The following is a 24,466-nucleotide window of genomic DNA, read 5'->3' as shown; positions in this document are numbered from 1 at the left end:
ATCTCGCTCCGTATCAGTCGTCGGTCAATTCGCCGCGTAAATTCTGTTGCATTTTGGCACGAATTTCAGTGCTGGTGAGATTTTGGCTCAACAAAAAGTGCAGTTTTGTTAACGTAGCCTCAACAGTGAGGTCAAAACCACTGATGACGCCTGCATGCTCAAGTGCGTTACCGGTGGCGTAGCCGCCCATATTCACTTTGCCGGACATGCACTGCGTGAGGTTCACTACCACAATGCCGCGATCGCTGGCCTGATGAAGCTCAGCCAAAAACTCGGCGTTTTGCGGCGCATTTCCCACGCCATAGGAGCGAAGAATCAATGCTTTCACCGGCTGGCGCAGGAAATTGCGCACCACATCCGCGGAGATGCCCGGATAAATGGTGACCACACCGATGGGCTGCGGCGTAATGGGATGCACGATCAGGTCGCCTTTGCCTTGCGGTGCCGCAGGGGTATTCAGCTTGCGAATGTGAATGCCGGCTTCCAGCAGCGGTGACAGGTTAGGTGAAGCAAATGCATTAAAGCCATCGGCGTGGGCTTTGGTGGTTCGGTTGCCGCGGAACAGCGTGTTGTTAAAGAACAGCGCGACTTCACTAATGGGATAATTCGCCGCGACATACAACGAATTGAGCAGGTTCTGTTGGCCATCTGAGCGCAGCTCAGCCAATGGAATCTGTGAACCGGTAACGATGACGGGTTTGGACAGATTTTCCAGCATGAAAGATAACGCCGAGGCGGTAAACGCCATGGTATCGGTGCCATGCAGGATCACGAAGCCATCATACTGGTCATAGTTCTGCTTGATGTCGTCAGCAATCGATTGCCAATCCGCTGGCGTCATGTCTGACGAGTCCATCAAAGGATGATATTCGTGGATGGTAAAATTCGGCATCTCAGGCCGATGGAACTCTGGCATGTTCGCCAGTTGTTGCTGCAGATGACCGGAAACCGGAATGTAGCCCTGAGCAGAGCGTTGCATACCGATAGTACCGCCCGTGTAGGCTACGTAGATGTTTTTCTTTTGCATGAGGAACTCAGACTTGCCGTAAAACGCGCAGTATAAGGGGATTAACAGCGAAAAGCAGCCCGACCAGCGGCCGGGCTGTAAAGATTAACGTACGTTGCCGCAGTTCAGGCAGAACGCGTAACGATTTTGTGGATCGTTAAGGTTATTCATCAAACCTGGCTGATCTTTCACTGCGCTCATCACATCCAGCATTGGCGCAGGCAGCCACACTTTGAGTGCAGCAGGCAGCATGGCTTGAGCCGACGCGTTCATCTGATTGAGCAGCAAATCAATCATGCCTGGATCATCCTGATACCAGCTCAGTTGTGGCTTAGCGACTTTTGCCAACTCGGCAGCTTTCGCCACGGCGTCGTCAAAATCACCCAGTGCATCGACTAAACCATTGGCTTTCGCATCGCTACCCGTCCAGACGTGACCTTGCGCGATAGCATTGATCTGCTCAGGTGTCTTATGGCGCGATGTCGCCACCAGGCCAACAAAGTTGCGATAACCGTTCTCAATGGTCAGTTGCATCAATTGCTGCACTTCAGTCGGCAAGGCTTTGGTGGTCGCCACGTCAGCCAGCGGGGAAGTGGCGACGCCGTCGGTGTGCACACCAATGCTGCTCAGGCTGTTCTCGACGGTGTTGATCACCCCGAAAATGCCGATCGATCCGGTGAGCGTGCTCGGTGCTGCCACGATGTAATCCGCTGGCGTTGAGATCCAATAGCCGCCTGAAGCCGCCATACCGCCCATGGAAACCACCACCGGTTTGCCGGCATCATGCGCGGCGGCCAGCTCTTCACGAATCGCTTCTGAGGCGGAAACGCTGCCGCCTGGGCTGTTCACGCGCAGGACAATGGCTTTGATTTTCGGATCGAGGCGTGCATCACGAATCTGTGACGCGGTGGTATCGCCGCCCACGTTGCCCGCCGTCTCTTCTCCATCCATGATGGCGCCGCTGGCGAAGATCACGGCAATATTGCCATCCTGATCCTGCTGCGGTTGTTTCACGGTGTAATCATAAATGCTGACGTTGCGATAATCGTTATTGGCCTTATCCCAACCGAAGGTTTTCACCAACTCCTGGTCTGCGGCAGCACGGCTATCCAGTACATCAACCAGTTTATTGTTCAGTGCATACTTGGCGGTATCACCATCGACAGCCTGCAAGCCGCTAATGATGCCTGCTGCGCCAGGGAAGAGTTGGTCTGGCGTGATCTGGCGGTTGGCGGCAACGGTGTTCAGGTAGTTCTGCCACAGCTGACCTATCCAACGACCATCGGCATCACGGGCTTCGGGTGACATATCATCACGCAGGAAGGGCTCAACGGCGGATTTATAGGTCCCGACGCGGAAGACGTGTGAGTTGACCTTTAACTTCTCCAGTAAGGATTTGTAATACAGGCCGTTGGTGGCGAAGCCGTGCAGATCAACCGTACCTTGCGGTGACAGGTAGATTTTGGTCGCATAGCTGGCGATGTAATATTGCGCCTGGCTGTAGCTGTCACCAATCGCATAGATGGGTTTGCCCGTATCGCGGAATTCACGCAGTGCTTTGCCCACATACTGCAGCGACGGTTGATCGCCCCCGGCGAAGTCACGCAAGTCCAGCACGATGCCGGTAATGTTCTTGTCGGTCTTCGCCTGACGAATCGCATCCACCACATCGAACAAAGAGTTTTCCTGCAAGCGGTCGCTGCTGGCACCCAACAGCTGACGACTGATGCGGCTCAGACGATTGCTGACGGAAGGCTTATCCACCAGTACACCGCTTAAATCAACTTTCAGCGCACCTTGTTGCACGGGCTCACTGCTGCTGGCGCTGGAAAGCTGTAACCAGATGCCAACGCCAGCCAGAATCAGAACAATAAGGAATAAATTAAGAATAAATTCCCGAATGAAATTTAACACCCGCCAGCTCCAGCGGAACAGACCGGCAATAATTCGCCACAATGTGCGCATAAACTCTCCATATTCACGTAACAGGGCAGTCGCCACGCGCTCAGCCCCGATGTTGGCTTCATCCTAAAGAGCGGCGTGCGAAATGTCAGCAGGAAATCGCGCCAGACTGTTACAAAAGATCGCGCTGTGCCAGGATTAGCCGACGCTTTTTATTCACGGGAGAATAATCATGGATGCATTGGATTTATTAGTTAACCGTCGTTCAGCATCACGCATTGCAGAACCGGCACCCGCAGGTGAGGCGCTGCAAAACATTTTGCATGCAGGATTACGCGCGCCAGATCACGGCACACTGCAGCCCTGGCGTTTCATCATTGTTGAGAATGAGGGTCGTGAACGTTTCGCTAAGCTGCTGGAGCAGGCAGCGCGCGACACTCATCAGGATGATAAAGCCATCGAAAAGGCGGCATCGGCCCCATTCAGAGCGCCGATGATCATTACTGTGGTGGCGCGCTGTGAAGAACATGCCAAAGTGCCGCACTGGGAACAGCTGGTTTCAGCGGGCTGCGCAGTGATGGCGATGCAGATGGCGGCAGTAGCGCAGGGCTTTAACGGTATCTGGCGCAGCGGCCCCTGGACCGATAATGTGGCTGTTCGTGAAGCCTTTGGCTGCCGTGAGCAAGACGCGATTGTGGGTTTCCTTTACCTCGGCACGCCACAGCTTAAAGCCAACACCACCGTGGTGGCACCCGATACGGCACAATTTGTCAGTTATTTCTGACAGACAACAGCGGGTTTCTGCTGCAGGGTGAGCGCGGTTGCAAAGATTGCACACCGCGTGTGCGAAAGATCGAGGTTAGGTCGTGCAACACTTACCACCGGCTGGCAGCCAGGCTAACATAACGCCTTCTGTACAGCGCATAAGGAACCCGCCATGAGTGAACCGCTTCGTTTGACGCAATACAGCCATGGGGCTGGCTGCGGCTGCAAAATATCTCCGCAGGTGCTGGAAACCATTCTACGCAGTGAGCTGACGCCTTTTCACGATCCACAACTGCTAGTGGGCAATGAAACCCGTGATGATGCCGCCGTCTACGATCTGGGTAACGGTACGGCGGTGGTCAGCACCACCGATTTCTTCATGCCTATCGTGGACGATCCTTACACGTTTGGCCGTATCGCGGCCACCAATGCCATCAGTGATATCTATGCCATGGGCGGTAAACCGATCATGGCGATTGCGATCCTCGGATGGCCGATAAACGTCCTCAGCCCTGAGGTGGCGCAACAGGTGATTGAAGGTGGACGAGCGGCGTGCCAGGCGGCAGGTATTGCGCTGGCGGGTGGGCACTCTATTGATGCGCCAGAACCGATCTTTGGTCTGGCTGTCACCGGGATCGTTGATGTGGCGCGCGTGAAGAAGAACAGCGCGGCATTGGCGGGTTGTCAGCTTTTCCTGACCAAGCCACTGGGCATTGGTATCCTGACCACCGCGGAGAAAAAAGGGCTGCTGCGTCCTGAGCATCAGACGCTGGCGGCAGAGGTGATGTGTCAGCTGAATAGCGCTGGCGCAGAGTTTGCGAAACTGGCCGGCGTCAGTGCCATGACGGACGTCACCGGTTTTGGTTTGCTGGGCCACCTGAATGAAATTTGCCAGGGTTCTGGCTTACGAGCGGAAGTGGTGGTCGCGCAGGTTCCGCGGTTACCTGGCGTGGATGATTACATCGTGTTAGGCGCGGTGCCTGGCGGTACTGAGCGCAATTTCGCCAGCTATGGTGCGCATATTTCCCCAATGGATCAGGCCACGCGTGCATTACTGTGTGACCCACAAACTTCAGGTGGACTGCTGGTGGCGGTGCAACCCAGCGAGGTGGACGCTTTCCAGCGTTGTGCTGCATTAGCCGGCGTGCAGGCGACAGCAATAGGTGCGCTGTTTGCTGCTGATCATGCTCATCCACTCATTACAGTCGTGAACTGACGTTAAAGGATCGACGCCACACATGCGTTTGTTTATTGCCGAAAAACCCAGTCTGGCGCGCGCCATTGCTGATGTCCTGCCAAAACCGCATCGTCGCGGTGATGGTTTTATTGCCTGTGGTAATGACCAGATGGTGACCTGGTGTGTGGGTCATCTGCTTGAACAGGCGCAGCCAGACAGCTACGACAGCCGTTATGCCCGCTGGAATCTGGCTGATCTGCCGATCATCCCGGAAAAGTGGCGCCTGCAGCCGCGCCCCTCGGTGGCGAAGCAGCTCAAGGTGATTGAAGGCTTGCTGCAACAGGCAACTGAAGTGGTCCACGCCGGTGACCCGGACCGTGAAGGCCAGTTGCTGGTGGATGAAGTGCTGGATTATTTGCAGTTGCCGCCGGAAAAACGGCAAAAAGTTCAACGCTGCCTGATAAACGATCTTAACCCGGCAGCAGTGGAGCGTGCGGTAGGGCGTCTGCGTGAAAACCGTGAGTTCATCCCGCTGTGTGTCTCTGCGCTGGCCCGTGCCCGCGCGGACTGGCTCTATGGCATCAATATGACGCGTGCCTGGACACTGCTAGGGCGTAATGCCGGTTACGATGGTGTCTTATCGGTGGGGCGCGTGCAGACACCCGTGCTGGGGCTGGTAGTGCGTCGTGATGAAGAGATCGAGAACTTTATCCCGAAAGATTATTTTGAAGTGAAGGCGCACATCGTCACGCCGAAAGATGAGCGCTTTATTGCCACCTGGGTGCCCAGTGATGCCTGTGAACCCTGGCAGGATGATGAAGGCCGCCTGCTGCATCGCCCATTGGCCGATCACGTATTAGAGCGCATCAATGGCAAGCCGGCGCTGGTGACTGGCTACAACGATAAACGCGAGTCGGATACGGCGCCGCTGCCGTTTTCACTCTCCAGCCTGCAAATCGAGGCGGCTAAGCGCTTTGGTTTGAGTGCGCAGAACGTGCTGGATTGCTGTCAGCGTTTGTATGAAACCCACAAGCTGATTACCTATCCCCGTTCTGACAGCCGCTATTTACCGGATGAACACTTTGCGGGCCGCCACGCGGTGCTGAACGCCATTCAGGCGCATCAACCCAACCTGACGCCGCCAGCGGACTTCAATCCCGATCAGAAAAATCGCTGCTGGGACGATAAAAAAGTCGATGCTCACCACGCCATCATTCCCACGGCGCGTGCCAGTAAAGTCAATCTGACGGAAAACGAAGCCAACATTTACGGTTTAGTCGCGCGTCAGTATCTGATGCAGTTTTGCCCTGATGCGATATTCCGTAAATGCGTCATTGACCTCGATATTGGCGGCGGTAAGTTTATCGCCAAAGCCCGTTTTCTGGCTGAAGCCGGATGGCGCGCTTTGCTGGGCAGCAAAGAGCGGGATGAAGAGAATGACGGAACGCCGCTGCCGGTAGTGAGTAAAGGCGATGAGCTGTTGTGCGAGCGCGGTGAAGTGTTGGCAAAGCAGACACAGCCGCCGCGCCCCTTCACGGATGCCACGCTGTTATCCGCGATGACCGGCATCGCGCGTTTTGTACAGGATAAAGAATTAAAGAAAGTGCTGCGTGCGACCGATGGTTTAGGAACGGAAGCGACGCGCGCGGGCATTATCGAATTGTTGTTCCGTCGAACATTTCTGGTCAAAAAAGGCCGCTATATTCATTCAACGGAAGCGGGAAGGGCGTTGATTCATGCCTTACCTGAAATGGCGGCCCGACCGGACATGACAGCGCATTGGGAATCGACATTGACTCGCATCAGTGAGAAAGCCTGCCGCTACGATGAGTTTATGCAGCCGCTGGTCAGCACCTTGATTGGGTTGATTGGCGAAGCGCGCCAGCGACCGTCATTACAGTCGTTTAGAGGGATTGCGGCACCTGCGGCAAAACGTAAAGCGAAACCGAAATCGACCCGGCGTAAAACTAAGGAGACAGAGTGATGCGTTATGCTCTCGTAGTGCTGAGCCTGATGATGATGTGCAGCACGGCTGCACAAGCCAACCGCCAGCCGGAAAGAAGCATGGGAAATACTGATGTGGTGGTGGATATGCCACCGGAAGTCTGGACGCAAGGACAGAACACTCAGCAGAGCAACTGCATGCAGTGCTGTACCTATGAAAACCGCAGTTATTCGGAAGGTGCAGTGGTAAAAGCAGAAGGTGTGCTGTTGCAATGCGGGCGCGATGAGAAAGTGTTGGGAACCAACCCGCTGATCTGGAAAATCATCAAATAAAAGCGCGTGGCGTTAAGCGCCACACGGTTTCATCACAGCTTAAACGTTGACCACACTGGCGCGTGATCTGACGGTTTTTCCATTCTGCGGATGTCGTAATCGATCCCACTCTCAATGCAACGTGAGGCCAGCGGCTGGCTGGCCAGCAGCAGATCGATACGCAGACCGCGGTTGTCATCGAATCCTTTAGAACGGTAATCGAACCACGAGAAGCGATCGTTGGTATCGGGGTATTTGTCACGCCAGGTATCAACCAAGCCCCAGTTCATCAGGCGATCCATCCACTCACGCTCTTCTGGCAGGAATGAACATTTACCGGTGCGCAACCAGCGTTTGCGGTTGTCTTCGCCAATGCCAATATCCAGATCGGTGCTGCTGATGTTCATGTCACCCATGATCAGCACCGGTTTATCGACGGCCAGTTGCTGCTCAAGATAATCTTGCAGATCGCGATAAAACTTCTCTTTCGCCGGGAATTTGGTCGGGTGGTCGCGGCTCTCACCTTGCGGGAAATAGCCGTTAATCACGGTAATGTCGCCGATTGGACTCGGGATTTCCGCCATGATTAAGCGGCGTTGTGAATCCTCATCATCACCGGGAAAACCACGGCGTACAGAGACAGGTTGCTGCTTGGTGAGCAACGCCACACCGTAATGGCCTTTCTGGCCGTGATAAAAGACGTTGTAACCCAGTTTGCTGACATCTTCGAGCGGGAACATGTCGTCATGAACTTTGGTTTCTTGCAGGCCGATAACGTCCGGTTGATGCTGCTCAACCAGCGCTTCAAGCTGATGAGGGCGAGCGCGCAAGCCGTTGATGTTGAAAGAGATGAATTTCATTTCGCTGCCATTTTTTTCCGCAAAAGTATGCCGGGATGGTAACGAGTTTTCGCTTAAAAGTCATGGATTGAATCGGAAGGTAGCAACGATTGAAGTAAGAGGGAAAGTGCAGGAACAATGGTAACGGGGGAAGTATGAGTTTAGGTTGGGTTTGGGTTTGTCTGAGATGGTGGCGGGAGAAGGATTCGAACCTTCGAAGTCGATGACGGCAGATTTACAGTCTGCTCCCTTTGGCCGCTCGGGAATCCCGCCTGGGATATAAAGCTCTTAACGATTCAAGGCGGAGGAGTTAATTCAGATGGTGGCGGGAGAAGGATTCGAACCTTCGAAGTCGATGACGGCAGATTTACAGTCTGCTCCCTTTGGCCGCTCGGGAATCCCGCCACTGGCCTGAATTAAAGTGCCTGAAAGCGGGGCGCATCATACCAAATGCGCTCTGACTGTAAAGCGCTGAAAACGAAATTATGAATCGTTTGACCACTTTTCACGCGTGGCGCTGAAGAGTTGCACAATTCAGCGCCGCACAGATTAAAGAATGATGGTGCGGTTGCCGTAAACGAACACCCGCTGACCCAGCACTTTATACAGTGCACGGCTCAATACATTCTTCTCAACATCACGTCCGGCACGCATCATCTCTTCTGCGGTATAGCTGTGATCGACATTGATGACGTCCTGCATAATGATTGGACCTTCATCAAGGTTATCATTCACATAGTGTGCCGTTGCGCCAATGATCTTCACGCCGCGCTCATACGCCTGATGGTAAGGACGAGCGCCGATGAAAGCGGGCAGGAACGAGTGGTGAATATTGATGATCTGATTCGGGTAACGCTGCACAAAGGCCGGCGTCAGCACACGCATATATTTCGCTAACACGACGTAATCCGGTTGGTAACGATCGATTTCGTCACCCATGCGATTGTCGTGCTCTTCACGGGTTAAGCCTTCGTGGCTTACCAGCACGAACGGAATATCGAAACGCTCGACCAGTGAACGCAAGGTTTCATGGTTACCGATGACCGCGGCGATCTCCATATCGAGACCCCCAAAGGCGCTTTTCATCAGCAAATCACCCAGGCAGTGCGCTTCTTTGGTGACCAGAATAACCACGCGGCGGCGTCCTGCGCTCTGCAGTTCACGCACCGAGCCAGCTGGCAGCGCGCTGTCGAGATCGGCCAGCAAGGTGTTGTCGTTGAAAATCCCTTCAAGCTCTGTGCGCATGAAAAAGCGCCCGGTACGGTGATCGACAAACTCATTGTTCTGCACAATGTTGAGTTCGTGCTTGTAGCAAATGTTGGTGATCTTAGCGATCAGGCCTTTTGCATCAGGGCAAATGGTTCGTAAAACTTTTCGTTGCGTGTTTGGCGCTTGCATCTCGATCAGAGTCCTGTCAAAGCGATGAATGGTAAAGCCGTTGTGCATCTGTCCAGATTAACCACAACATTTTTTGTATTTTTTATCGGAGCCACAAGGACAGCGATCGTTACGCCCTAATTCCGGCGTTGTACCGTCTACATAGTACCAGCGTTGATCCTCACGAAGAAAGCGTGAACATTCATAGATGGCTGAAGTCCGCTCTTTTTCGCGGTAACGCGCAAAAAAGGTCACAAAGGCTTCATTAACATGGTTTCCATTAATACAACGGGTTACATTCAGACCCAGCCATTCAGTGTTGGTAAAACTTTCGGATAATAGCGTCTCAAGGTCTGCCACGCGCTGACTGGAGTGCCAGGTCGATGCCAGATAGGCGGCATTCTTCTCAACATAGGCGGTATAACGTGACCGCATCAATTGTTCAGCGCTGGTGGGGATATCATGGCCACTCAGAAAGGGTTGGCAACATGAGCTATACTGCTTTCCGCTGCAGCAGGGGCACTTTTCGGACACGTCATCTCCTGTGAGTGATTAAACTAAATTAACGTGTGCGCTATGGTAGCCGACTGCTGAGTGTGATGCTACGTACCAGATGAATCACGAGGTGCGATGAGAAAGGTAAGAATTGGGCTGGCTCTGGGTTCAGGTGCTGCCAAAGGCTGGGCGCATATAGGTGTTATCAATGCTTTAGAGCGCGCCGGGATTGAAGTTGACGTGGTTGCTGGCTGTTCTGTCGGTGCTTTAGTGGGATCAGCTTACGTGAATGGCCGACTCGGTGTGATGGAGAAGTGGGTCAGCGCCTTTCGCTATTGGGACGTCATCCGCTTAATGGATCTTTCCTGGCAGCGCGGGGGATTGTTACGCGGCGACCGGGTGTTTAGCCATATTCGCCAGCTGATCCCCAATGAATTTATCGAAGGGTGCGACAAACCTTTTGGCGTTGTCGCGTCAAATTTAAGTACCGGGCGTGAGCTATGGTTAACGGAGGGGGATCTCCACCAGGCGGTTCGCGCATCATGCAGCATGCCAGGCCTGTTACCTCCGGTTAGCTACAATGGTTACTGGCTGGTGGATGGTGCGGTGGTGAATCCGGTGCCGATTTCGCTCACGCGTGCACTCGGCGCAGATATTGTCATCGCGGTTGATTTACAACATGACGCGCATTTGATGCAGCAGGATCTGTTGTCGGTCACGCCACAAAGCGGCGAAGAAGAAGCCGCCGCTGAAGCCCTCAGTTGGGGCAAGAAACTGCGCCAGCGCATTCTGGGATTGACGCATCGCCGGGCCAATCAAACGCCGGGTGCGATGGAGATCATGTCAACCTCGATCCAGATACTGGAAAACCGTTTGAAGCGTAATCGCATGGCAGGGGATCCGCCGGATGTCCTGATCCAACCGTTTTGTCCGCAGATATCCACACTGGATTTTCATCGTGCAGAAGAAGCCATCGCGGCAGGTAAAGCCGCTGTTGAGAAAAAAATGGATGAACTATTACCGCTGGTACGTGGCAGATAATCAGGTTGTTCATTCACAGCTTTTGCGACTTCAGTCAATTCTGAAAGGCGCAACTGCGTTTTATGAACCACTATTGAAATATCTGGTACACAGGGGGAGAGAATGGAAAAGCCACTAATCGGCAAAAAATACTCATTGTCGAAGATGAGGTTGTTTTCCGTTCATTACTGGACAACATGCTGGCGGGTCTGGGCGCCAGTACGCTGGAAGCCGGCGATGGTCTGGATGGATTAACGCTGCTGTCGGCGCAGGCGGTGGATCTGGTCATTTGTGATTTGGAAATGCCGCGTATGGGCGGCATTCAGTTTGTTGAGCGTATCCGCAGTCGCGGCAATAGCGTACCTATCTTGATCATTTCCGCCACGCAGAATATGGCCGACATTGCGCATGTGCTGCGGCTTGGTGTGCAGGATGTGTTGCTTAAACCGCTTAAAAACCTCGAACGTTTCCGTGAGGCGGTTTATGAGTGCCTTTATCCTTCGATGTTTACCTCAAAAGTTGAAGAAGATGAACAGTTGTTCCAGGACTGGGACGCGCTGGTCCGCGATCCTTTAGCCGCGTCTAAACTGCTTAAACAGTTGCAGCCTCCAGTGCAGCAAACCATTGCCAACTGCCGGATTAATTATCGTCAACTGACGATGGAAGAGCAGCCGGGTCTGGTGCTGGATATCGCTGCGCTATCGGATAAGGATCTCGCCTTCTACTGCCTTGACGTCACCCGAGCGGGTGATAACGGCGTACTGGCGGCATTGCTGTTGCGCGCGTTGTTCAACGGACTGCTGCAGGAACAACTTTCTGGACAGAATCAACGTCTGCCAGAACTTAACGGCTTGCTCAGGCAGGTCAACATGCTGCTACGTCAGGCCAACCTCAGTGGCCAATTCCCACTACTGGTGGGCTACTACCATCGCCAGTTGAAAAACCTGATTTTGGTCTCCGCTGGTCTCAACGCGACGTTGCACATCAACACCCACCAGATTCAACTCAGTAATGGCGTGCCGCTTGGTACTATGGGCAGCACGCACCTCAATCAAATCAATCAACGTGCCGATGCCTGGCAATGCCATGTTTGGGGCGCGGGCGGCAGGCTTCGCCTGATGCTTTCGGCTGAAGAATAAGCGGTCGGATTTATATTTTTCGCGGGTTGGAGACAGGGCCAAGGGTAAGCTTTACACTTGGGTAATAGTCTTAAATTCCGCGGATTAACTCCATCCAGGATAAATCCGTCTGATAGTAACTGATATACTCATTTCGTTTTTAAACCGACATATCAAGTATTAACTTGAACGGCCTATTAAGAGAGGTATTTAGATGTCTGCCTATAAGTCTAAAGTAAAAAAAGCGGTAATCCCGGTTGCGGGTCTGGGTACGCGTATGCTGCCTGCTACCAAAGCTATTCCAAAAGAGATGTTACCGCTGGTCGATAAGCCGCTGATCCAATATGTCGTGAATGAGTGTATTGCTGCGGGCATTAATGAGATTGTGCTGGTCACCCACTCATCTAAAAACGCCATCGAAAACCATTTTGATACCAGTTTTGAACTGGAATCTATGCTGGAAAAACGCGTTAAGCGTCAGTTGCTGGATGAAATCCAGTCTATCTGCCCACCACACGTCACCATCATGCAGGTTCGTCAGGGTATTGCAAAAGGCCTGGGCCACGCAGTGATGTGTGCACATCCACTGGTGGGTGATGAGCCAGTTGCGGTCATCCTGCCGGATGTGATTATTGATGAATACGAATCCGATCCTACTAAAGACAACCTGGCAGAAATGCTGGCGCGTTATGAAGAAAGCGGTCGTAGTCAAATCATGGTTGAGCCAGTAGCCGACGTGACCGCTTACGGTGTGGTTGACTGCAAAGGTGCCGACCTTGCCCCAGGCCAGAGCGCGCCAATGGTGGGAGTCGTTGAGAAGCCGAAAGCGTCTGAAGCACCTTCCAACCTCGCGGTTGTCGGTCGCTATGTGCTGTCAGCGGATATCTGGCCGCTGTTGGCAAAAACTCCTCCGGGCGCAGGTGGCGAAGTTCAGCTGACTGACTCCATCGCCATGCTGATGGAAAAAGAGACCGTAGAAGCTTACCACCTGACCGGTGTGAGCCATGACTGCGGTAACAAACTGGGTTATATGCAAGCTTTTGTTGAGTACGGTGTACGTCATCCGGTGCTGGGTAAAGACTTTACTCAATGGCTCGAAGGCGCGGTAGGCAACAAAAAGTAATTCATTAAACACAGGATAATTCAATGAAAGTCACTGTATTTGGTATCGGCTATGTCGGTCTGGTTCAGGCTGCAGTGTTAGCTGAAGTCGGACATGACGTTCTCTGTATTGATGTCGATGAAAAGAAAGTCGAAAACCTGAAAAAAGGCCATATTCCGATTTTCGAACCGGGTTTGACGCCGCTGGTGATGTCTAACTATGAAGCGGGCCGCCTGAAGTTCAGCACCAATGCAGAAGAGGGTGTTAACCACGGCGTGATGCAATTTATTGCAGTGGGAACCCCGCCGGATGAAGACGGTTCTGCCGATCTGAAATATGTGACTGCAGTTGCGCGCACCATTGCCGCGCACATGAGCGATCATAAAGTCGTTATCGACAAATCCACAGTGCCTGTCGGGACGGCGGATCGCGTGCGTGCAGTGATGACAGAAACATTGCAAAAACGTGATGTTAACATCCCGTTTGATGTGGTTTCTAACCCTGAATTCCTCAAGGAAGGGGCTGCAGTAAACGATTGTATGCGTCCTGAGCGTATTGTCGTGGGTACCGATAACGATGATGTGGTTGAACTGCTGCGTGAACTCTACGAGCCGTTTAATCGTAATCACGACCGTATGATTTTGATGGATATCCGCAGTGCAGAGCTGACCAAGTACGCGGCAAACTGCATGCTGGCCACCAAAATCAGCTTTATGAACGAGATCTCAAACCTGGCAGAACGTCTGGGAGCCGACGTTGAGAAAGTGCGTCAGGGGATTGGATCGGATTCACGCATTGGTTACCACTTCATCTACCCTGGCTGTGGCTACGGTGGTTCGTGCTTCCCGAAAGACGTGCAGGCGCTGATTCGTACTGCTGAGTCTATTGGTTACACGCCGCGCCTGTTACAGGCGGTAGAAGATGTGAACGACTCGCAGAAAAACAAACTGCCAAGCTTTATCAAGCGCCATTTTGGCGACGATTTGCGCGGCAAGACGTTTGCACTGTGGGGACTGGCCTTCAAACCCAATACGGACGACATGCGTGAAGCCTCCAGCCGTGTGCTGATGGAAACGCTGTGGGAAGCGGGTGCGACTATTCAGGCATTTGACCCAGAAGCGATGGAAGAAGCCCAACGCATCTATGGTCATCGTGACGACCTGAAGCTGACGGGCACGAAAGAAGCTGCACTTCAGGGCGCAGATGGCTTAGTTATCTGTACTGAATGGCAGAATTTCCGTGCACCAGATTTCGACGTTATCAAAACCGCGTTAAAACAACCCGTGATTTTTGATGGTCGTAACCTGTATGATCCGGAACGTATCAGCAAACGCGGCTTTACTTATTATGCAATTGGCCGCGGAGCGTCAATCCAAATCGTAGAATAAATGAGGGAAGTATGAAGTTTCTGGTCACCGGCGCGGCAGGGTTTATTGGATTTCATGTAAGTCAGCGTTTGCTGGCCGCCGGTCACCAGGTTGTCGGTATAGACAACCTGAATGACTATTATGACGTCAGCCTTAAACAGGCTCGCCTGGATCAGATCCTTCAGCACCCTGAATTTATTTTCATCAAAATGGACCTGGCAGACCGCCAGGCCATTTCTTCTCTGTTTACCCAGCACGGCTTTGAGCGCGTTATTCATTTGGGTGCCCAGGCAGGGGTGCGTTATTCCATTGAAAACCCTCACGCCTATGCGGATGCCAATTTAATTGGCCATCTGAATATTCTGGAAGGCTGTCGTCACCATAAAATTGGCCACCTGCTTTATGCCTCATCCAGTTCCGTGTATGGACTGAATCGTAAAATGCCTTTTTCAACTGATGACTCAGTTGACCATCCTATTTCATTGTATGCGGCCACCAAAAAAGCTAATGAATTGATGTCGCATACCTATTCACATTTGTATCAGTTACCTACTACCGGTTTACGCTTCTTCACTGTTTATGGTCCATGGGGCCGTCCCGATATGGCGCTATTTAAGTTCACGCGTGCCATGCTGGCTGGTGAGCAAATTGATGTATATAACCGCGGGCAAATGACGCGTGACTTTACCTACATTGATGATATCGCTGAAGCGATTGTGCGCCTGCAAAACGTTATTCCGCAGGCCGACGAAAGCTGGACCGTAGAAGAGGGCTCTCCTGCATCAAGTTCTGCACCTTATCGCGTCTACAATATCGGAAATAGCCAGCCAACCAGCCTGATGACCTATATCGAATCACTGGAGAAAGCGTTGGGTATTGAGGCGAACAAAAGCATGCTGCCTATGCAACCGGGTGATGTGCCTGGCACCAGCGCCGATACGCAGCCGTTGTATGAGGCGATTAATTTCCGCCCGCAAACGGGTGTAGAGATTGGCGTACAAAACTTTGTGGATTGGTATCGCGATTTTTACCAGTAACAGCGCAGCATAAAAAAGGAAGCCAGTGGCTTCCTTTTTCTTACCCGGTGTAAAGTGAAACAGCGTTATTGCCTTTCACAATGCGAAGCTCTGATGTGATTACAGCAGGAAATCGTCCAGTTGTTTGCCTTGTTCTTCGATGGCTTTTTTAATCACTGCTGGCGTGCGGCCCTGACCAGTCCAGGTACGGTTTTCACCGTTTTCATCAACATAGGAATATTTCGCTGGACGCGCAGCACGCTTGGCTTTTCCTGGTGCTTTGGTCTCTGACAGCGCCTGCAGCAATTCGTTTGGATCGATACCATCAGCAATCAGCATTTCACGGTATTGTTCCAGCTTGCGACTACGTTCTGCATTTTCCGCCTGTGCATGCGTCTCTTCTTCACGACGCTCATTCACCACAACTTCGAGTTTTTCCAGCATCTCTTCCAGTGTTTCCAGAGAGCATTCCCGAGCTTGCGCGCGCAATGTACGGATATTATTAAGAATTTTAAGTGCTTCGCTCATTGTCCTAATCTCAAAATATAATAAATGGGAGTTGTTCTGCCGACTCATAATAGTGGGGCGAAAAAATAACTGCAATAGCCAGATTAAAATGTAAAACGTAAAGTAAAAGTCAGGAATGCCATTTTAAAGCGACCTGCAAAATATATTTAACTTTCTCTGTTTTTTTACCACCTTGATTTTTCCTGCTTCACAACAGTGCAATGCCCGAATCCTTACACTTAGCGGTAATAAAGTTGAATAAAATGTCAGCACACGACCTTCTTTGTCAAAACGTGCGGTTTAAGGCTGAGGCTGAATCACTCAGTCATTAATGGCGTTAATTTGAACAAACGATAAAAATAATGCATCGCTACAGGATCGCGCGTTTATGGTAGACTGCGCGACATCTGAATTGCGCTGCGATGAGATTTTGCACATGGCTCAACTTTATTTTTATTACTCCGCAATGAACGCGGGGAAATCAACGGCTTTGCTACAGTCTTCCTATAACTACCAGGAGCGTGGCATGCGGACATTAGTGTATACCGCCGAGATAGATGACCGCTTTGGTGCGGGTAAGGTCAGTTCACGTATTGGTCTTTCGTCTCCCGCCTTTTTATATAACGCTCAAACGAAACTAGACCAGCAAATAGCGGATGAACACGCGAAGCAACCGGTTCATTGCGTTCTGGTTGATGAAAGCCAGTTCCTGACGCGTGAACAAGTGAGATCCTTGTCTGATGTGGTCGACAATATGGATATTCCGGTATTGTGTTATGGACTACGCACCGATTTTCGCGGAGAACTCTTCGTGGGGAGCCAATATTTGCTGGCGTGGGCGGATAAACTGGTTGAGCTAAAAACCATCTGCCATTGTGGTCGCAAAGCCAGTATGGTGTTGCGCCTGGATGCCAATGGAAAACCTTTCAGCGAAGGTGAGCAGGTGGTTATTGGTGGCAACGAACGCTATATTTCGGTGTGCCGTAAACACTATAAGCAAGCGATAGATGAAGGTTCGTTGAAAGCCATTTACGGCTCACACTCCTCTCCGGTTTGATAATGCCAACATAAAAAAACCCGCCGCAGCGGGTTTTTTGTTTATGACAACTTATGCTTTCTTGGTTTTCTTCTCAACTTTCACCGCTTTCTCATCGACGAGTTCAGCAGTAGCGCTCTCTGACTCTGAGAATTCACGGCCGTAGAAGGTATCCAGCATGATTTGTTTCAGTTCAGCGATCAGTGGGTAGCGCGGGTTAGCACCGGTACACTGGTCATCAAAGGCATCGTCTGCCAGTTTATCGACTTTCGCCAGGAAGTCCGCTTCCTGTACGCCCGCTTCACGAATGGATGTTGGAATACCCAACTGGGTTTTCATCTCTTCCAGCCATGCCAGCAGTTTTTCAATTTTCTGTGCGGTGCGGTCACCTTCGGCGCTCAGGCCCAAGTGGTCGGCAATTTCCGCATAACGACGGCGAGCCTGTGGACGGTCATACTGGCTGAATGCCGTCTGCTTAGTTGGGTTATCATTCGCGTTATAACGGATGACGTTACAAATCAGCAGGGCGTTAGCCAGGCCATGTGGGATATGGAACTCTGAGCCCAATTTATGCGCCATTGAGTGACACACGCCCAGGAAGGCGTTAGCAAAGGCGATACCGGCAATGGTGGCCGCATTGTGCACACGCTCACGCGCAACGGGGTTTTTGGCACCTTCGCGATAGCTGGCTGGCAGGTTCTCTTTCAGCAGTTTCAACGCTTGCAGGGCTTGTCCGTCAGAGTACTCGTTGGCCAGTACTGAGACATAGGCTTCCAGTGAGTGGGTTACGGCATCCAGACCTCCAAATGCACAGAGGGAACGCGGCATATCCATGACTAAGTTAGCATCGACAATCGCCATGTCAGGCGTCAGGGCATAATCCGCTAATGGATATTTCTGACCGGTCGCATCGTCTGTGACCACCGCAAACGGAGTCACTTCTGAACCCGTGCCGGACGTGGTGGTAATCGCCACCATGCGCGCTTTTACGCCCATTTTCGGGAACTTGTAGATGCGTTTACGGATATCCATAAAGCGCAGTGCCAGTTCTTCGAAATGGGTTTCTGGATGTTCGTACATCACCCACATAATTTTCGCGGCATCCATCGGTGAACCACCACCCAAGGCGATAATCACATCCGGTTTGAAGCTGTTCATCTGCTCCGCACCTTTACGCACGATGCTCAGGGTTGGGTCAGCTTCCACTTCAAAGAAGACTTCGGTTTCGATACCGTGGGATTTCAGTACGCGAGTGACCTGATCCGCATAGCCATTGTTGAACAAGAAGCGGTCAGTCACGATAAAGGCGCGTTTTGCACCGTCAGTGGCGACCTCTTCAAGTGCAATTGGCAGTGAGCCACGACGGAAGTAAATAGACTTCGGAAGTTTATGCCACAACATATTTTCAGCTCGCTTGGCCACGGTTTTCTTGTTGATGAGATGTTTAGGTCCCACGTTTTCAGAAATGGAGTTACCACCCCATGAACCACAGCCCAGCGTTAATGATGGCGCAAGTTTGAAGTTGTACAGGTCACCGATACCGCCTTGTGAAGCCGGGGTATTAATCAAGATACGTGCCGTCTTCATCTTGTCGCCGAAGTAGTGCACACGTTCGTGCTGGTTATCCTGGTCGGTGTACAGACAAGAGGTGTGACCGATACCGCCCATGGCAACCAGTTTCTCTGCTTTATCTACCGCATCGTGATAATCCTTCGCACGATACATGGCCAGCGTCGGCGACAGTTTTTCATGAGCAAAAGGCTCAGATTCATCAACCAGCTTCACTTCACCAATCAGAATTTTGGTTGAAGCAGGCACGCTAATGCCGGCCAATTCAGCAATCTTATAAGCCGGTTGACCCACAATGGCGGCGTTAAGCGCGCCGTTTTTCAGGATGATGTCCTGAATCGCTTTCAACTCTTTACCTTGCAGCAGATATCCGCCATGGGTGGCGAAGCGCTCGCGAACGGCATCGTAGACGGAATCAACCACAATGACGGACTGTTCAGACGCACAGATAACGCCGTTGTCGAAGGTTTTGGACATCAGAATTGAAGCAACTGCACGTTTGATATCCGCGGTCTCATCGATCACCACTGGCGTGTTACCGGCACCCACACCAATTGCTGGTTTACCTGAACTGTAGGCGGCTTTCACCATGCCTGGGCCACCGGTGGCCAGAATCAGGTTGATGTCTGGATGGTGCATCAGTTGGTTAGACAACTCGACAGAAGGCGCGTCAATCCAGCCAATAATATCCTTCGGCGCACCGGCAGCAATGGCCGCCTGCAGCACGATATCCGCTGCTTTGTTGGTGGCGTCTTTGGCGCGTGGATGCGGTGAGAAGATAATGCCGTTACGCGTTTTCAGGCTGATGAGTGCTTTAAAGATAGCGGTAGAGGTTGGGTTAGTGGTCGGCACAATACCGCAGATCAGGCCAATCGGCTCGGCGATAGTGATGGTGCCGAAAGTGTCATCGGTGTCTAACACACCGCAGGTTTTCTCATCTTTATAGGCGTTGTAGATGTACTCTGAAGCGAAGTGGTTCTTGATCACTTTATCTTCAACAATGCCCATACCGGATTCGGCAACAGCCATCTTAGCGAGGGGGATGCGGGCATCAGCGGCGGCAAGTGCAGCAGCGCGGAAAATGGTATCAACTTGTTCTTGGCTAAAATTGGCGAATTCACGCTGTGCCTTTTTAACACGCTCAACCAGTGCATTAAGCTCGGCAACATTAGTAACGGCCATAGTACTCTCCTGAAGGAAGTTAAACTCTTTTAGTAAACAAGCCTGAGTTCAGAAGTATAGTCGCGCTATGCTTATACGTTGCTCAGGATGGCGGTGATTTGCCGTTGCTTACTAAAAGGGTTTCCTGGTCAAGAAGCCTGTGTCTCTGTAACAAGTTTCGATGCGGTAAGATTACCCCGGATGAGGTAGCTGAATTTTGATGCAGATCAATTGGCATCCAAGCTGACTCCATTCAGCACTGACTTTCGCAACTAAAGTAACTTTCGCGGGGCTTCTGGCCGGGACGGATTTGATGAAGGGTGTGCACTGGACGCTAACCGCAGATAAATAAACTGGATTATGGCAAAAATGGCAGCATAAATTTCTGTCTGACCCACTGGTTTTTCATCGGGCTTTTGCACTACATTAAGCGCGTTTTTTTAAACACACATTTTCCGGAGCTCACTTTGAATCCCGTGCTACTTGATTTTTCCGGCTATATTAAATTTTTGTCGGTCTGTTTGCCTTGGTCAATCCCGTGGGCATCATCCCGGTGTTCATCAGCATGACCAGCTATCAAGCCGCTGCTGAGCGAAATAAAACCAACTTCACGGCGAATCTGGCTGTGGCGATCATTCTCTGGACGTCACTGTTCCTGGGGGATGCAATCCTGCATCTGTTTGGTATCTCTATCGACTCATTCCGTATTGCTGGTGGCATTCTGGTAGTGACCATTGCGATGTCGATGATCAGTGGCAAGCTGGGCGAGGACAAGCAGAACAAGCAGGAGAAGTCAGAGACGGCGATACGTGAGAGCATTGGTGTGGTTCCGTTAGCGTTACCCTTGATGGCGGGGCCCGGTGCTATCAGCTCTACTATCGTTTGGAGCACGCGCTATCACAGTTGGCCGAATTTGATCGGTTTTACCATTGCCATTGCCATTTTTGCATTTTGTTGTTGGTTGCTGTTCCGTGCAGCGCCATTAATGGTGCGCGTGTTAGGGCAAACCGGCATTAACGTTATTACCCGTATAATGGGTTTGCTATTGATGGCGTTGGGAATTGAATTTGTGGTCACCGGAATGAAAGCCATTTTCCCAGGCTTGCTCAATTAAAGGCAGGGTTATTTTTCTTAGATAACTCTCCATTGATCCATATTGGTGCAATCTGTGAATTATTTGCACCAATATGGTGAAAATATTCATCTCGCTTAATAGAGCCTCTCCAGCATCACTTTTGCTACTATTACTTCTCTCACCGCCACTTTTATCACTTATCTTTGTGATAATTGTCACAGTGTTTTTTTCTTTAACGCCTGTTTTTCACGAAATTTATATAAGGCTTTAATCGCCATAATTAATTTATTGTGTCGTTAAACCTTGCGAATGCAGATTAATTTCGATTTTATGCGCTTAAGAATTTTGCTTGTACAAAACTTCCGCAAAAAATAGATTTAAATTATATATATCAGGATGTTGATTGATTTTTCAGTGTAAAAATTAACACTTTTACTGTGGGCATGTCCGTGATAAAAGAGAATCAGCTAACATTTTTGCTGTTTGGCTTTGGCGTGCGGGCATTTGTTCTGATAATTTTCGGCACATCGCAAATTTTTTATCCGCTGGTGTCAAATGAGTACGCTTCTTGCTTACTCGCTAGCGGGTTAATGTTTTAAGGTTGATATTTGTTGATGAAAAGCATGGCAGCGAAAAAAGCGGCGCCTTCTCTTCTGGCGCTCTGCTTGTCGGGGATAATTGCACACAGTCAGGCAGCAGAAGTTTCAGCGGGCGTGCCATTGGCAGAAACACAGCGCATTGTGATTAACAATGGCAGCGAAGTCGCCTCGTTAGATCCGCAAAAAACCGAAGGTGTGCCCGAGTCCAATGTGATTCGAAATTTACTGGAAGGATTGGTAGAGACGGATAATAACGGGCAAATTGTTCCAGGTGTGGCCTCTTCCTGGCGCAACGATCATGGCCGTATCTGGACGTTTACTTTGCGTGACAATGCTCAGTGGAGCAACGGCGAGCCTGTGACTGCGCAAGATTTCGTTTACAGCTGGCAGCGCCTGGCCGACCCGAAAACGGCATCACCTTATGCCAGTTACCTGCAAGCCGCCCATATCGCCAATATTGATTCTATTCTGGCCGGTCAAGCCTCTCCCACTGAACTGGGCGTCAAGGCGCTGGATGACCATCATCTTCAGGTCACTCTCTCAGAACCCGTTCCCTATTTTATCGACATGCTGGCCCACACCGCGATGAAGCCGGTGTACCGTGCTGCCATTGAGAAATGGGGTGAGCAATGGACTCAGCCTCATCACTATGTAGGGAATGGTGCCTATACGCTGGCTGATTGGGTGGTCAATGAGAAAATCGTTCTCAAGCGTAATCCACGTTACTGGGACAACCCTCACACGGTAATTGATGAGGGCATATTACTGCCGCTCACGTCTGAAAATAGCGATATTAATCGCTACCGCAGTGGCGGCTCGGATATGACCAATAGCGTTGTGCCACCAGACTTGTTTAAGAAATTACAGCAAGACCTGGGTGAGCAGGTAAAAGTCAGCCCACTGCTTTGCACCTTCTATTACGAAATCAACAATAAAAAAGCGCCGTTCACTGATGCCCGTGTGAGAACCGCACTCAAGCTAACCCTCGACCGTGACATCATCGCCGACAAAATCATGGGGCAGGGGCAGATCCCAGCATATGGCCTGACGCCGCCGTTCACGCACGGGATCACGCCTGAGGCGCCAGCATGGTCGAAGCAGACGCAAGCTGAGCGCAATGCCAGTGCGAAGCAATTGCTGGCTGAAGCGGGATTCACGCCGCAGCACCCACTGCAATTCACGCTGTTGTATAACACTTCGGAGCAGAATAAACGGCAGGCGATTGCCGCGGCTTCGATGTGGCAGAAAAACCTCGGCGCCAAGGTCACGTTACAGAATCAGGAGTGGAAAACGCTGCTGGAAACGCGCCACCAGGCACAGTACGACGTGGTGCGCGCAACCTGGTGTTCGGATTACAACGAACCCTCCACATTCCTCAATATGCTGTTGAGTGGGTCATCGATCAATACCGCGTTTTATCATAGCGATACGTTTGACAGATTGATGGCGCAAACCCTGACCGTAACCGATGACGCTCAGCGTGCGGCCTTGTATCAGCAAGCTGAAGCCCAGTTGGATAAAGATTCCGCCATCATTCCGGTTTATTACCGGGTGAGCGTGCGTCTGGTGAAGCCTTGGGTAGGGGGTTACACCGGTAAAGATCCGCAGGATATGCTGGCATTGAAATACTATTACATAAAGAAACATTGAGTAATGAGCCGATCCGGCGCTACAGTCGGGCGGCACGTTACTGAAGTAAACCCTGAAGGGTGGTAGTGATCTCTGTTCAGACAGGCAGAGATCTCCCGGAAACGGGGTACGCTGGGCGGTTGACCGACCCGGTGACGATAATAAAACTGGAGCGTAATAATGAACAACATCACGAAAAAAAGCCTGATTGCCGCTGGCGTTCTTGCAGCAATCGGCGCGCTGGCAGGGAATGCCGCGCTGGCAGCGACAGTACCAGCAGGCGTTGAATTGGCAGCAAAACAGGAACTGGTACGTGGCAATGGTGACGAAGTTCAGTCACTGGACCCGCATAAAATTGAAGGTGTGCCGGAAGATAACATCGCCCGTGACCTGTACGAAGGTCTGATCATCAGCGACAGCGATGGCAAGCCGATTCCGGGCGTGGCGGAAAGCTGGGAAAACAAAGATTTCAAAGTCTGGACTTTCCATCTGCGCAAGAACGCCAAATGGTCAAATGGTGAGCCTGTCACCGCACAAGATTTCGTGTACAGCTGGCAGCGTCTGGTCGATCCGAAAACCGCATCCCCATACGCCAGCTATCCGCAGTATGGCCATATTGAGAACGTTGACGACATCATCGCAGGTAAAAAACCTGTCACTGATTTGGGCGTGAAAGCGCTTGACGATCACACCCTGCAAGTGACCCTGAGTGAACCAGTCCCTTACTTCTATAAGCTGCTGATCAACTCCGTGATGTCTCCAGTGTACAAGCCTGCTATTGAGAAGTTTGGCGACCAGTGGACGCAGCCACAGAACTGGGTGGGTAACGGCGCATTTAAGCTGGAATCTCACGTAATTAACGAGCGCGTGACCATCGTGCGTAACCCAGAGTACTGGGACAACGCGCACACGGTGCTGAACAAAGTCACTTTCCTGCCAATCAACTCCGAAGTCAGTGACGTCAACCGCTACTTCTCTGAGAACGGCAGCGACATCACCTATAACAACATGCCGATTGAGCTGTTCAAAAAGCTGCAGCGTGACAACGGCAAAGAGTTGATGGTGAAGCCATACCTCTGCACCTATTACTATGAAATCAACAACCAGAAAGCGCCATTCACCGATCCACGCGTGCGTACCGCACTGAAACTGGGTCTGGATCGTGACATCATGGTTAACAAGGTACTGGCGCAAGGCCAACTGCCTGCTTACAGCTTCACGCCTCCGGCTACCGATGGCATGGAACTGTTGCCACCAGACTGGTTCAAGTGGGATCAGAACAAGCGTAATGAAGAAGCGAAGAAACTGCTGGCCGAAGCGGGTTATACCGCAGATAAGCCACTGACCTTCAACCTGCTGTACAACACCTCCGATCTGCACAAGAAGTTAGCCATTGCCGCCTCTTCTATCTGGAAGAAAAACATTGGCGTGAACATCAAGCTGGAAAACC

General features: G+C 51.4%; 18 protein-coding genes, 2 tRNA genes and 2 pseudogenes. 13 read left to right on the top strand and 9 right to left on the bottom strand.

Translation table 11 applies throughout. From position 1 onward, the window contains the following. Positions 1-13: 13 nt before the first annotated feature. Positions 14-1,027, bottom strand: a complete 1,014-nt coding sequence (gene ansA, locus PSSD_RS03810; RefSeq protein ID WP_039335481.1) for an asparaginase — start codon at positions 1,025-1,027, stop codon at positions 14-16. Positions 1,028-1,111: 84 nt separating this feature from the next. Further along, the gene (gene sppA, locus PSSD_RS03805; protein WP_058969529.1) at positions 1,112-2,971 is read right to left on the bottom strand and encodes a signal peptide peptidase SppA; all 1,860 of its coding nucleotides are present in this window, start codon (positions 2,969-2,971) and stop codon (positions 1,112-1,114) included. 169 nt (positions 2,972-3,140) lie between these two features. On the opposite strand from sppA, the gene PSSD_RS03800 reads away from it, so the two are divergent. The 4 genes from PSSD_RS03800 (at position 3,141) to PSSD_RS03785 (ending at position 7,127) form a co-directional block, all read left to right on the top strand. Further along, entirely contained in the window at positions 3,141-3,692 is a 552-nt protein-coding gene (locus PSSD_RS03800) for an NAD(P)H nitroreductase (protein ID WP_058969527.1), read from the top strand. Positions 3,693-3,845: 153 nt separating this feature from the next. Next, entirely contained in the window at positions 3,846-4,889 is a 1,044-nt protein-coding gene (selD, locus tag PSSD_RS03795) for a selenide, water dikinase SelD (RefSeq protein WP_058969525.1), read from the top strand. 22 nt (positions 4,890-4,911) lie between these two features. Next, positions 4,912-6,834 (top strand): DNA topoisomerase III, encoded by a 1,923-nt coding sequence (locus tag PSSD_RS03790; RefSeq protein WP_058969522.1) that lies wholly within the window; start codon positions 4,912-4,914, stop codon positions 6,832-6,834. Further along, positions 6,834-7,127: a YnjH family protein gene (locus PSSD_RS03785; protein ID WP_058969520.1), complete on the top strand. Its 294-nt coding sequence runs from the start codon at positions 6,834-6,836 to the stop codon at positions 7,125-7,127. The genes PSSD_RS03790 and PSSD_RS03785 overlap by 1 nt, the downstream gene beginning before the upstream one ends. 32 nt (positions 7,128-7,159) lie before the next feature. On the opposite strand, the gene xthA is transcribed toward PSSD_RS03785, so the two are convergent. From xthA to PSSD_RS03760, 5 genes are all read right to left on the bottom strand, one after another. Further along, a complete protein-coding gene (xthA, locus tag PSSD_RS03780; RefSeq protein WP_058969518.1) occupies positions 7,160-7,966 on the bottom strand; it encodes an exodeoxyribonuclease III in 807 nt (268 codons plus the stop codon). Between the two features lie 167 nt (positions 7,967-8,133). Further along, positions 8,134-8,218: transfer RNA gene (locus PSSD_RS03775), tRNA-Tyr, on the bottom strand. A gap of 47 nt (positions 8,219-8,265) precedes the next feature. Further along, positions 8,266-8,350 (bottom strand) — tRNA-Tyr (locus PSSD_RS03770). Between the two features lie 144 nt (positions 8,351-8,494). Beyond that, positions 8,495-9,343 (bottom strand): formyltetrahydrofolate deformylase, encoded by an 849-nt coding sequence (gene purU / locus PSSD_RS03765; protein WP_039334733.1) that lies wholly within the window; start codon positions 9,341-9,343, stop codon positions 8,495-8,497. A gap of 57 nt (positions 9,344-9,400) precedes the next feature. Beyond that, positions 9,401-9,856: a YchJ family protein gene (locus PSSD_RS03760; RefSeq protein ID WP_039334592.1), complete on the bottom strand. Its 456-nt coding sequence runs from the start codon at positions 9,854-9,856 to the stop codon at positions 9,401-9,403. A 96-nt stretch (positions 9,857-9,952) separates the two neighbouring features. Here PSSD_RS03760 and rssA point away from each other — a divergent pair, with 96 nt between their 5' ends. The 5 genes and pseudogenes from rssA to PSSD_RS03735 all read left to right on the top strand — a co-directional run bounded on the left by rssA (position 9,953) and on the right by PSSD_RS03735 (position 15,461). Further along, positions 9,953-10,858 carry a patatin-like phospholipase RssA gene (rssA, locus tag PSSD_RS03755; protein ID WP_058969516.1) on the top strand — a complete coding sequence of 302 codons (906 nt, stop codon included), beginning with the start codon at positions 9,953-9,955 and terminating at the stop codon, positions 10,856-10,858. A gap of 102 nt (positions 10,859-10,960) precedes the next feature. After that, positions 10,961-11,976 (top strand): annotated as a pseudogene (rssB, locus tag PSSD_RS03750) (two-component system response regulator RssB). Between the two features lie 193 nt (positions 11,977-12,169). Next, the gene (galU, locus tag PSSD_RS03745) at positions 12,170-13,078 is read left to right on the top strand and encodes a UTP--glucose-1-phosphate uridylyltransferase GalU (protein ID WP_034828817.1); all 909 of its coding nucleotides are present in this window, start codon (positions 12,170-12,172) and stop codon (positions 13,076-13,078) included. 23 nt (positions 13,079-13,101) lie between these two features. Further along, a complete protein-coding gene (locus PSSD_RS03740) occupies positions 13,102-14,445 on the top strand; it encodes a UDP-glucose dehydrogenase family protein (protein WP_058969515.1) in 1,344 nt (447 codons plus the stop codon). 11 nt (positions 14,446-14,456) lie between these two features. Then, positions 14,457-15,461, top strand: a complete 1,005-nt coding sequence (locus PSSD_RS03735; RefSeq protein ID WP_058969512.1) for an NAD-dependent epimerase — start codon at positions 14,457-14,459, stop codon at positions 15,459-15,461. A 99-nt stretch (positions 15,462-15,560) separates the two neighbouring features. Here the strand turns inward: PSSD_RS03735 and hns are convergent, their stop codons facing one another. After that, the gene (hns, locus tag PSSD_RS03730) at positions 15,561-15,968 is read right to left on the bottom strand and encodes a histone-like nucleoid-structuring protein H-NS (RefSeq protein ID WP_039334602.1); all 408 of its coding nucleotides are present in this window, start codon (positions 15,966-15,968) and stop codon (positions 15,561-15,563) included. A gap of 415 nt (positions 15,969-16,383) precedes the next feature. Between hns and tdk the strand changes: the two genes are divergently transcribed. After that, a complete protein-coding gene (tdk, locus tag PSSD_RS03725) occupies positions 16,384-17,004 on the top strand; it encodes a thymidine kinase (protein WP_039334734.1) in 621 nt (206 codons plus the stop codon). Between the two features lie 51 nt (positions 17,005-17,055). Here tdk and adhE read toward each other — a convergent pair whose 3' ends face one another. Continuing rightward, entirely contained in the window at positions 17,056-19,734 is a 2,679-nt protein-coding gene (gene adhE, locus PSSD_RS03720; RefSeq protein WP_039334604.1) for a bifunctional acetaldehyde-CoA/alcohol dehydrogenase, read from the bottom strand. 446 nt (positions 19,735-20,180) lie between these two features. Between adhE and PSSD_RS03715 the strand changes: the two are divergent. The 3 genes and pseudogenes from PSSD_RS03715 to PSSD_RS03705 form a co-directional block, all read left to right on the top strand. Beyond that, positions 20,181-20,827: pseudogene (locus tag PSSD_RS03715) on the top strand (YchE family NAAT transporter). A 575-nt stretch (positions 20,828-21,402) separates the two neighbouring features. Further along, positions 21,403-23,037 (top strand): ABC transporter substrate-binding protein, encoded by a 1,635-nt coding sequence (locus PSSD_RS03710; protein ID WP_058969509.1) that lies wholly within the window; start codon positions 21,403-21,405, stop codon positions 23,035-23,037. 159 nt (positions 23,038-23,196) lie between these two features. Continuing rightward, positions 23,197-24,466 (top strand): ABC transporter substrate-binding protein (locus PSSD_RS03705; protein WP_058969507.1); only part of this gene is annotated, 1,270 nt, incomplete at its 3' end.

Source organism: Type-D symbiont of Plautia stali, assembly GCF_001485335.1.
In the GTDB taxonomy this organism is placed as follows: Bacteria; Pseudomonadota; Gammaproteobacteria; order Enterobacterales; family Enterobacteriaceae; genus Pantoea; species Pantoea vagans_C.
The sequence above is the reverse complement of the archived record's forward strand: the minus strand, read 5'-3'. Positions and strand labels throughout refer to the sequence as shown.